The following is a 9433-nucleotide window of genomic DNA, read 5'->3' as shown; positions in this document are numbered from 1 at the left end:
CGCCGGCAGAGCTGAGCAAGCTCAGCTCCCCGCTGCCCCTCGACTTGCATGTGTTAGGCCTGTCGCTAGCGTTCATCCTGAGCCAGGATCAAACTCTCCGTTGTTTGTATTTAACTTAGTTTGTTTTATGTCCATCACGGGTGCATCCCGATTGAACTCCCGGCCGGGTTGATGCTTAACAGAAATTGACGAAGAGACTGTCATGTCAATGACCCTTTCTCTTGTACTACTTCAATATTGTCTATTGCAATTATTTCAATGTTCTTTTCGGCTCTTGCCGCCTGCATTTCGTTTTTCAGAAAAGCGTTGCAAAGTTACAACCTTTATTTCATTCCTGCAAACTTTTTAGCGAAAATTTTTGTTATTTCCTTTCGGCTCTCTCGCCGCAGGCGCTCCTCAAAAGCGAGTGCAAAGGTAGACACTTTCCGGATAACCTCCAAATATTTTCGCAACTTTTTTCTAAAAATTTTTCACCGCCCCGACATTCCCACATTATTATATAATATAAGAGAAAAAGACCGGCAGAAAAACCATGCCGCCACTCCGAGAAACCGCGCCTCATCCATCAAAAAAATATCTTCCCCGACGAAAAAAATTTATTCGCCCATCAACAAAAAACGCCTCTTCGACGAAAAAAAAGATCTTCGTTCAAGCAAAAAAATCGCAAGAAAAGAAACAACAGAGCTAAACTTCGGCTACATTTTTTCTCGCCGGGACAAGAAAAGAAGCGATTTCCCACAAAAAATATAGCGGAAGAAACACGACTGACAAAGTAAAAGGGTCGCCGGTAGGAGTAATCATCGCAGCTCCAACAAGCAAAACGACTATGGCATGGCGACGGTAACGGGAGAAGATTTCCCTTGAAATAATGCCCATGCGACCAAGAAGCCAGGCAAGCAACGGCAACTCAAACACGATTCCCATCACGAGGACTATCATTAAAAAATTATCCATATAAGAATCGAGTGAGATGGTATTAGCCACCAAAGAGCTGACATGATAGTCGGCAAGAAACCGCAAAGTCAGCGGAAACACTACAAAATAACCGACAGCGACACCAAGAAAAAACATAATATTGCCGAAGAGAAATGCAAATCTCACTCCGCGCCGCTCGGAAGAATATAAGGCGGGACTGACAAAATCCCACAAAAGAAACATCAATGCCGGCACACTCAACACAAGCGCGAGCCAGAAAGATGCAGACACATGTATAAAGAACTGAGAGGCAAGACGGATATTCACGATGTCGACGTGAAAGCCGGAACCGGACAACTCGGGCAACAGACTGTTAACCACACCGATACCGTCAAGCGCCCGATAGAGCACGAAATCACCGTCACACGGGGCGAGAATAATACTGTCAAAAATGTCGGGCATGACGGCAAACAGCACGACCGTAAGCACCCCGACAATGAGCGCAGCCTTTATAAGCATGGCACGCAAAACATCGAGATGACCCCAGAAAGTCATCTCACCGGATGTCCCGGAGTTATTGTTTCCCGACATCCTGCTTGTCGTCAATAGGCTTTTTTATCTCATCCTGAATTTCATTCATGCCCTGTCGGAAGCTGCTGACCCCCTTGCCAATGCCACGCATAAGCTCAGGTATTTTTTTACCTCCGAAAAGCAAAAGCACCACAAAAGCGATAATCAGCACCTCAGACAGACCAAGGTTGCCGAAGAGCAATGAAATAAAACATAGTGTCATATTGTCTATATTTGCAAGTTGTTCAGTGTGTAAAGTTACTAAATCAATGACAAAAAGCGTGGCTTTCTGAAAAAAAATGATTATTTTTGCAGCCTTATTTAACACATCCAACCATTATTTACACATTATGAAAGCATTTGTTTTCCCCGGACAGGGGGCACAGTTCGTAGGTATGGGCAAGGATCTCTATGAGAACAATCCCGTAGCCCGCGACATGTTTGAAAAGGCTAACGAAATACTTGGATTCCGCATCACTGACCTAATGTTTGAGGGCACCGACGAGGATTTGCGTCAGACTAAGGTCACTCAGCCCGCCATATTCCTTCATTCAGTGATACTCGCCAAGACTCTTGAAAACGAAATCAAGCCCGACATGGCTGCCGGTCATTCCCTCGGCGAATTCTCAGCTCTTGTAGCAGCTGGCGCACTGACATTTGAAGACGGACTCAGACTGGTGAGCGCCCGCGCCCAGGCTATGCAGAAGGCATGCGAGATGAAGCCGTCGACAATGGCGGCTGTGCTTGCACTCCCCGACGAAAAAGTAGAGGAAATCTGCGCATCGGTTGACGGAGTGGTCGTATGTGCCAACTACAACTGCCCCGGTCAGCTTGTAATCTCCGGTGAAGAGCCTGCTATCGACGCAGCATGTGAAAAAGCACTTGCAGCCGGTGCAAAGCGTGCCATGAAGCTTAAAGTAGGCGGCGCGTTCCACAGCCCCTGCATGGAGCCTGCACGTGCCGAGCTCGCCGAAGCTATTGAAAAGACTCCGGTACACACCCCCGTGTGTCCCGTATACCAGAATGTAGACGCACTACCCCACACCGACCCCGCAGAAATCAAAGCCAACCTTGTGGCACAGCTCACCGCTCCTGTACGCTGGACTCAGACCGTACAGAACATGGTGGCAGACGGAGCGACCGAGTTCATTGAAATCGGCCCGGGCAAGGTGCTTCAGGGACTTATCGGCAAGATTGCCCGCGGCATGGAGACCTCAGGACGCCAGTAATCAAAACGACAAAGGCATAAATTTCAAGGGGTGTGTTAAAGCGCACCCCTTCTTAATAATACACAAACTCAACAACTATGGCTGACCCCAACAAATCAGACGACCGCCTCAACAATGTGGCAAACACAACTGACGACAACGGAGTCGCAGGGCTTCCCGAAAACGCGTTTCGCGAGCTTGCCGCCGATGAAGAATATCATCCGGTCATGCATCCCGCCCACGACTATCCGGAAGTGACCCCCTACTCTGTAAGCATGGGATTGCTGCTTGCCGTGATTTTCAGCGCCGCAGCCGCATATCTCGGACTGCGCGTCGGACAGGTATTTGAAGCCGCCATCCCCATTGCCATCATCGCAGTAGGACTATCAGGCGCACTAAACAAAAAGAACGCACTGGGACAAAACGTCATCATCCAGTCAATCGGAGCATGCTCCGGAGTAATCGTAGCCGGAGCTATTTTCACCCTACCGGCCCTCTACATCCTTCAGGCAAAGTATCCTGAGATAACTGTCAACTTTTTTGAGATATTCCTAAGCTCGCTCTTCGGAGGCATACTCGGAATATTGTTTTTTATCCCGTTCCGCAAATACTTTGTAAAAGACATGCACGGGAAATATCCCTTCCCCGAAGCGACAGCGACAACCCAGGTGCTTGTGAGCGGAGAAGGGAAAAAAGACAAGCAGCAGGGAAGCTCCCAGGCGCGCACCCTCGTAATAGCGTCATTGATAGGCGGTATATACGACTACCTGCTCGCCACCTTCGGATGGTGGGCTGAAAACGTCACCTCCACCGCGTCGCAATGGGGCGCCACGCTTGTCGAAAAGACTAAGCTCGTATTCAGCGTCAACACAGGCGCCGCACTTCTCGGACTCGGCTATATAGTAGGCCTAAAATATGCATTCGTGATATTTGCCGGCTCTATATTCGTATGGTGGATTATCATTCCGGTAATGGGCACCTACGGTTCGGCTGAAATAGTCGCGATGCCTGTAAACGCGATATTCAGCGACTACGCCCGCCTGATCGGTATCGGCGGTATCGCCATGGCAGGAGTCATCGGCATCGTAAAATCATGGCCTATCATAGCTCAGGCGGTAGGACTCGCGGCACGCGAACTTAAAGGCAAGCAGGCGGGAGCCAAAGAGGTGAGATGGCAGACCGACATTTCCATGAAACACATCGTGTTCATGATTGTAATCGCGCTTGCCGCAGTATTCATCTTCTTTGCCACAGGCGTGATCCACACTCTCTGGCAGGCAGCAGTCGCCTGGCTTGTAGTGACTGTAATCGCGTTCCTGTTTACTACAGTAGCAGCCAATGCTATCGCCATTGTCGGCACAAACCCGGTGTCGGGCATGACCCTGATGACCCTTATCATCGCATCAGCCATATTTGTCGCCATCGGTCTTAACGGCACCTCCGGAATTGTCGCAGCCATGGTTATCGGCGGAGTTGTCTGCACCGCATTGTCTATGGCAGGCGGTTTTGTCACCGACCTGAAGATAGGCTACTGGCTTGGCTCGACACCAAAGAAGCAGGAAAGCTGGAAATTTCTCGGCACACTCGTGTCGGCGGCTACTGTCGGCGGCGTGATTCTCGTGCTTAATGATGTCTATGGATTCTCAGGTGAAAATGCTCTTGTAGCACCGCAGGCAAATGCCATGGCAAAAGTCATCGAGCCCCTTATGATGGGAGGAGAGACACCCTGGATATTATATATGGTAGGCGCCGTTCTCGCCCTTATCCTCAACTGGCTCGGAGTTCCCGCCCTCGCATTCTGTCTCGGAATGTTCATCCCGCTTCAGCTTAACACCCCGATGCTTGTCGGAGGAGCAATCGCATGGTTCGTTTCCAACCGCAGCAAAGACAAGGCGCTCAATGACGCCCGCCGCGACCGCGGTACACTTATCGCCTCAGGTCTTATCGCCGGAGGTGCGCTATTCGGCGTATTTGCCGCCCTCACACGCTTCGCCGGATTTGAATATGACAATCCCGTGCCGATGGAGACGACCCAGATACTTGGCTGTGTAATGTATGCACTGCTTATAATCTACCTCATCTGGGACTGCCTCAGAGCAAAAAAACTATACTAAGCATAGTCAAGATGCCCCTGAGAAAAGTCTCGATTGACCGTGAGATACTCAACCTTGCAATCCCCTCGATAGTGACAAATATCACCACGCCCTTGCTCGGGCTGGTTGATGTCGCTATCGTAGGGCACATGGGTGCAGCCGCCTATATCGGTGCGATAGCCGTAGGCGGCTCCATGTTTAACATGCTGTACTGGCTGTTTGGATTCCTGCGCATGGGGTCAAGCGGCATGACAGCGCAATACTATGGTTCCGGCGACAAAGAGGGGCAGTCACGAATACTTGAACAGGCTCTGCTCGTGGCTCTGATCGCCGGCATTATCATGATAGCCCTTCGCCGTCCTATATGCGATGCAACACTGTGGTTCATGGATGTAGATGCAACGACGATGGAGCTCGCCCGCACATATTTCATGATTCTCATATGGGGCGCTCCAGCCGTACTCGGCAACTATGTGATGTGTGGATGGCTGCTCGGAATGCAAAATTCCAAGGCTACCATGTGGATCTCAATCTTCATCAATGTCAGCAACATACTGGTAAGCTGCACATTTGTCTACGCGCTGCACTTCAACATCCCGGGTGTCGCAATAGGCACTCTATTCTCACAATGGGCAGGCTTCCTGCTTGCCGTGTCGATAGCGCTGCTCCGCTACGACATCATTCCATGCGGCATAAAGGAACTGCTTGAACTGAAAGGTCTCAAGCGCTTTTTCCGCGTTAACGGCGACATATTTCTCCGCACACTGTGTCTTGTAGCCGTGACACTTTGGTTTACACGCACCGGAGCGCGACAGGGAGAGGAGATGCTTGCCGTCAATGCTCTTCTCATGCAATTTTTCACTCTGTTTTCATTTTTCATGGACGGATTCGGATTTTCCGGAGAAGCACTTGCCGGGAAATATATCGGAGCCAACGACAAGGCAAGTCTGTCGGAAAGCGTAAAAAAAATATGCCGATGGGGACTTATTGTCGCAGCAATTTTTACCATACTCTATGCCGCCGGCGGTGACCTGCTGCTTAAAATACTGAGCAACGACATGAAAGTGGTGGCACACGCCCACGAATACCTCTACTGGGTAATCACGATCCCGATAGCCGGATTTCTCGCATTTACATGGGACGGCATATTCATCGGTGCGACAGCGACACGCGACATGCTTATATCAATGGCATGCGCCACAGCTATCTTCTTTGCAGTGTATTTTCTTGCTTATCCCGCGATAGGCAACGACGGGCTATGGCTCGCGTTTATCAGCTACCTGCTTGGCAGAAGCATAATCCTGACGATAATCGGCAGGCGCTACCACAAATAACCGACAGCGACTACTTACCGCCTACAAGTTTCCAGAACGAACCAGGTATCGGGGTCGAGAAGTTCATGTCACGCTTTGTTATCGGATGAGCAAAGCGAAGTGTCTGGGCATGAAGAGCGAGGCGATGTATTATCGACGCCCCGGCGCCATACTTGCGGTCGCCGGCAATCGGGTGCCCGAGATCTTTCATGTGAACACGTATCTGATTTTTTCTTCCCGTGTCGAGTTCCACTTCAAGGATTGTGTGACCGAGACCACGCTTAATCACGCGATAGCGCGTTACTGCAAGCTGCCCTTCCTCGGGATTAGAAGTCGAATAAACCTCAAAACGGGAATTTTCAGCAAGATAGCTCTTGATTATGCCCTCATCTTTCTCGACCTCACCCTCGACGACAGCTATGTACTTACGGCTCAACACCATATTATTCCAGTTATGCTGCATAGCCTCTTTAGCCTTCACAGAGCGTGCAAGCATCATAAGCCCTGATGTGTCACGGTCAAGACGATGGACGATAAAGAGCTTGTTGCGCGGATTCTCCCACTTCACATACTCTCTCATTATAGAATAAGCCGTGCCGTCCTTTACCGTGTCAGTGCCCATCGAGAGAAGACCGTAGCCCTTTTCGATGACAAGAATATCGGCATCTTCGTAGACAAGCTTCACACGCCTGTTGGAAAACACCTTGAACTCTCTTGTAAGATTGACTTTAACAGTATCTCCGGCCACAACCGGAGCATCAAACTGCCGTATAGGCATCCCGTTGACAGCTACCTGATTATGCTTTAAAAGCTCTTTTATTGTCGTGCGCTTGCGCTGCGGCATAGACGCCATGAGAAATTCCATCAGCTTACCGTCAGCATCAACAGGATAAGTCTCTATTACATCAGGGCGAAAAGCGGCAATAGGCTTTTTCCCTGAGCGGGGCTCATTATTACGTGGCATAAATTAATTCTTATTTCTTTCTTGACACTCGACGTGCCGGCTTCTTAGGTTTAGCATCCTGCTCCTTTATGATTTCACGGCAGTCATCGACAGTAAGCGATGAAGGCGATTCAATGGTGCGCGGAATCTTGTAATTAGTCTTTTTATAGGAAATGTAAGGTCCATAGGGGCCATTGAGAATCTGCATGTCAGGCTCTTCGTCAAATGTCTTGATAAGATTCTTGCTCTCTGACTCGCGCTTATTCATAATCAGGCTTACCGCCTCGTCAAGCGTCACAGCAGCAGGAGCAACACCCTTTGGTATGGACACAAATTTTCCGTTATGCTTTATATACGGTCCAAAACGACCTATGGCAACCGTGACCTCAGCATCTTCAAACACGCCGAGATTACGCGGAAACTCAAAGAGCTTCAATGCCTCTTCAAGTGTTATGGTGCTTACCGACTGCCCTTTCAGCAACGAGGCAAACTGAGGCTTTTCGTCACCCTCTCCGTCACCAATCTGGACAAGAGGACCAAATCGGCCAATCTTCACGCTGACCTGACGTCCGGAGTCATCCACTCCAAGCACACGCTCTCCGACCTTGTGTTCGAGGCGCATGTTAAGAGCTTGATCCACATCGGGATGAAATATATTATAAAATGTCTCAATCTCCTCATTCCAAGGCAGATTGCCTTCAGCAATGTCATCAAATTTCTCTTCCATCTTCGCTGTGAAGTCATAGTCGAGAATGGACGGGAAATATTTTGTAAGGAAATCATTGACAACAACGCCTATGTCGGTAGGTATAAGTTTGCCTTTATCGGAACCTACCATTTCCGAACGGACTTCAGTCGACACGCTGCCATCTTTAAGCGTCATTACATTATAGGAGCGCTCTGCTCCGGGCTTCTCCCCTTTCTCTACATAATCACGCGCCTGGATAGTGGAAATTGTAGGCGCATAGGTCGACGGGCGTCCGATGCCAAGCTCTTCCATCTTCTTTACGAGCGACGCCTCGGTATAACGCGGAGGCTGCTGGGTGAAACGCTCGGTCGCGGTAATCTCATCGACTAAAAGGATGTCGCCTTCGTTAATCACCGGCAGACGTGACGAGTTTTCCTCAAGTTCCTCGTCATCCTTGCCCTCTATATATACATTCAGGAATCCGTCAAACTTGATAACCTCGCCGGTAGCATTGAAATGCTCCTGACGCGTTGACGGTTCAATCTCCACTGTAGTCTTTTCTATTTCCGCATCAGCCATCTGCGACGCGATAGTGCGTTTCCAGATAAGCCCGTAGAGCTTCTTCTCCTGAGCCGACCCGTCTATCGAATGTTTTGAGATGTCAGTAGGTCGTATCGCCTCATGAGCTTCCTGCGCCCCCTTTGAACGGGTGTGATAGTGACGCACCTTCAAATAATTGTCGCCAAGCCTGCCGCATATCTCCTTGGAAATAGCGTCAATGGCGAGTGCCGAAAGGTTAAGCGAGTCGGTACGCATATAAGTAATGTGTCCCGCCTCATACAGCCTCTGGGCCACCATCATTGTCTGTGACACGGTAAACCCGAGTTTACGCGCAGCCTCCTGCTGCAGGGTGGAAGTCGTAAACGGCGGCGCAGGCGACTTGCTGACCGGCTTCACCGTGACCGCGCCTACCTTAAATGTGGCATCAGCACAATCGGAGAGAAACTGCTTTGCATCCGCGGCATCAGGCAGGCGCTTGCTTAACTCGGCGCGAACCACACCTTTCTCCCCCGAATGAAACAAGCCGTTAATGCGGTAGAAACTTTCCGACTTGAATTTCTTTATCTCCTCCTCACGCTCGACAATAAGTCTGACGGCAACCGACTGCACTCGTCCCGCCGACAGAGCCGGCTTGATTTTCTTCCAAAGCACAGGCGACAATTCAAAACCTACTATACGGTCAAGCACTCGGCGTGCCTGCTGCGCATCGACCCTGTTAAGGTCTATCGAGCGGGGATGCTTGATTGCATTTTCAATCGCGTTTTTCGTAATTTCATGAAACACGATGCGCTTCGTGTTTTCCGGGTCAAGCCCGAGCACCTCACAGAGATGCCATGCTATCGCTTCTCCCTCACGGTCCTCATCGGATGCGAGCCACACGGTATCAGCTTTTTTAACCGCGCTCTTCAGCTCTGCCACGAGGGCTTTCTTGTCATCAGGTATCTCATACACGGGCGCAAACCCGTGCTCTACGTCAATACTGAATTTTTTCTTATTCAGGTCACGTATATGTCCGTAGCTCGACATCACCTTATAGTCTTTCCCGAGAAATTTCTCGATTGTTTTTGCCTTTGCAGGCGACTCTACTATGACAAGATTTTTCAGCATGATTACGATATTAATTCAAAAATTCTCGGCAAAAT

At 49.7% G+C, this 9433-nt stretch carries 7 protein-coding genes and 1 rRNA gene; 3 read left to right on the top strand and 5 right to left on the bottom strand.

Features of this window, described 5'->3' with window-relative positions; genetic code table 11:
- The 3 genes from E4T81_RS14535 to E4T81_RS14525 all read right to left on the bottom strand — a co-directional run.
- Window positions 1-104 (bottom strand): 16S ribosomal RNA (locus E4T81_RS14535); the annotation flags it as partial.
- Window positions 105-684: 580 nt separating this feature from the next.
- Window positions 685-1506: a twin-arginine translocase subunit TatC gene (gene tatC, locus E4T81_RS14530; RefSeq protein ID WP_135045870.1), complete on the bottom strand. Its 822-nt coding sequence runs from the start codon at window positions 1504-1506 to the stop codon at window positions 685-687.
- Entirely contained in the window at window positions 1490-1813 is a 324-nt protein-coding gene (locus E4T81_RS14525) for a twin-arginine translocase TatA/TatE family subunit (protein ID WP_371683058.1), read from the bottom strand. Before E4T81_RS14525 ends, tatC begins: the two co-directional genes overlap by 17 nt.
- A 22-nt stretch (window positions 1814-1835) precedes the next feature.
- Between E4T81_RS14525 and fabD the strand changes: the two genes are divergently transcribed.
- The 3 genes from fabD to E4T81_RS14510 all read left to right on the top strand — a co-directional run bounded on the left by fabD (window position 1836) and on the right by E4T81_RS14510 (window position 6120).
- Window positions 1836-2714 carry an ACP S-malonyltransferase gene (gene fabD, locus E4T81_RS14520; protein WP_135045866.1) on the top strand — a complete coding sequence of 293 codons (879 nt, stop codon included), beginning with the start codon at window positions 1836-1838 and terminating at the stop codon, window positions 2712-2714.
- A gap of 77 nt (window positions 2715-2791) precedes the next feature.
- Window positions 2792-4807 (top strand): OPT family oligopeptide transporter, encoded by a 2016-nt coding sequence (locus tag E4T81_RS14515; protein WP_135045863.1) that lies wholly within the window; start codon window positions 2792-2794, stop codon window positions 4805-4807.
- Between the two features lie 11 nt (window positions 4808-4818).
- Window positions 4819-6120: an MATE family efflux transporter gene (locus tag E4T81_RS14510; RefSeq protein ID WP_135045861.1), complete on the top strand. Its 1302-nt coding sequence runs from the start codon at window positions 4819-4821 to the stop codon at window positions 6118-6120.
- Window positions 6121-6130: 10 nt separating this feature from the next.
- On the opposite strand, the gene E4T81_RS14505 is transcribed toward E4T81_RS14510, so the two are convergent.
- A complete protein-coding gene (locus E4T81_RS14505; protein ID WP_135045859.1) occupies window positions 6131-7063 on the bottom strand; it encodes an RluA family pseudouridine synthase in 933 nt (310 codons plus the stop codon).
- Between the two features lie 10 nt (window positions 7064-7073).
- Window positions 7074-9398: a type I DNA topoisomerase gene (gene topA, locus E4T81_RS14500; RefSeq protein WP_135045857.1), complete on the bottom strand. Its 2325-nt coding sequence runs from the start codon at window positions 9396-9398 to the stop codon at window positions 7074-7076.
- Between the last annotated feature and the right edge of the window lie 35 nt (window positions 9399-9433).

The organism is Barnesiella sp. WM24 (assembly GCF_004570975.1).
Lineage (GTDB): Bacteria > Bacteroidota > Bacteroidia > Bacteroidales > Muribaculaceae > Muribaculum.
This window is presented reverse-complemented; position numbering and strand designations above follow the sequence as displayed.

Excerpts from the sequence above, each read along its gene's own strand:
- topA (WP_135045857.1), bottom strand. The coding sequence starts at position 9,398 with ATGCTGAAAAATCTTGTCATAGTAGAGTCGCCTGCAAAGGCAAAAACA.
- fabD (WP_135045866.1), top strand. The coding sequence starts at position 1,836 with ATGAAAGCATTTGTTTTCCCCGGACAGGGGGCACAGTTCGTAGGTATG.
- E4T81_RS14510 (WP_135045861.1), top strand. The coding sequence starts at position 4,819 with ATGCCCCTGAGAAAAGTCTCGATTGACCGTGAGATACTCAACCTTGCA.
- E4T81_RS14515 (WP_135045863.1), top strand. The coding sequence starts at position 2,792 with ATGGCTGACCCCAACAAATCAGACGACCGCCTCAACAATGTGGCAAAC.
- E4T81_RS14505 (WP_135045859.1), bottom strand. The coding sequence starts at position 7,063 with ATGCCACGTAATAATGAGCCCCGCTCAGGGAAAAAGCCTATTGCCGCT.
- tatC (WP_135045870.1), bottom strand. The coding sequence starts at position 1,506 with ATGTCGGGAAACAATAACTCCGGGACATCCGGTGAGATGACTTTCTGG.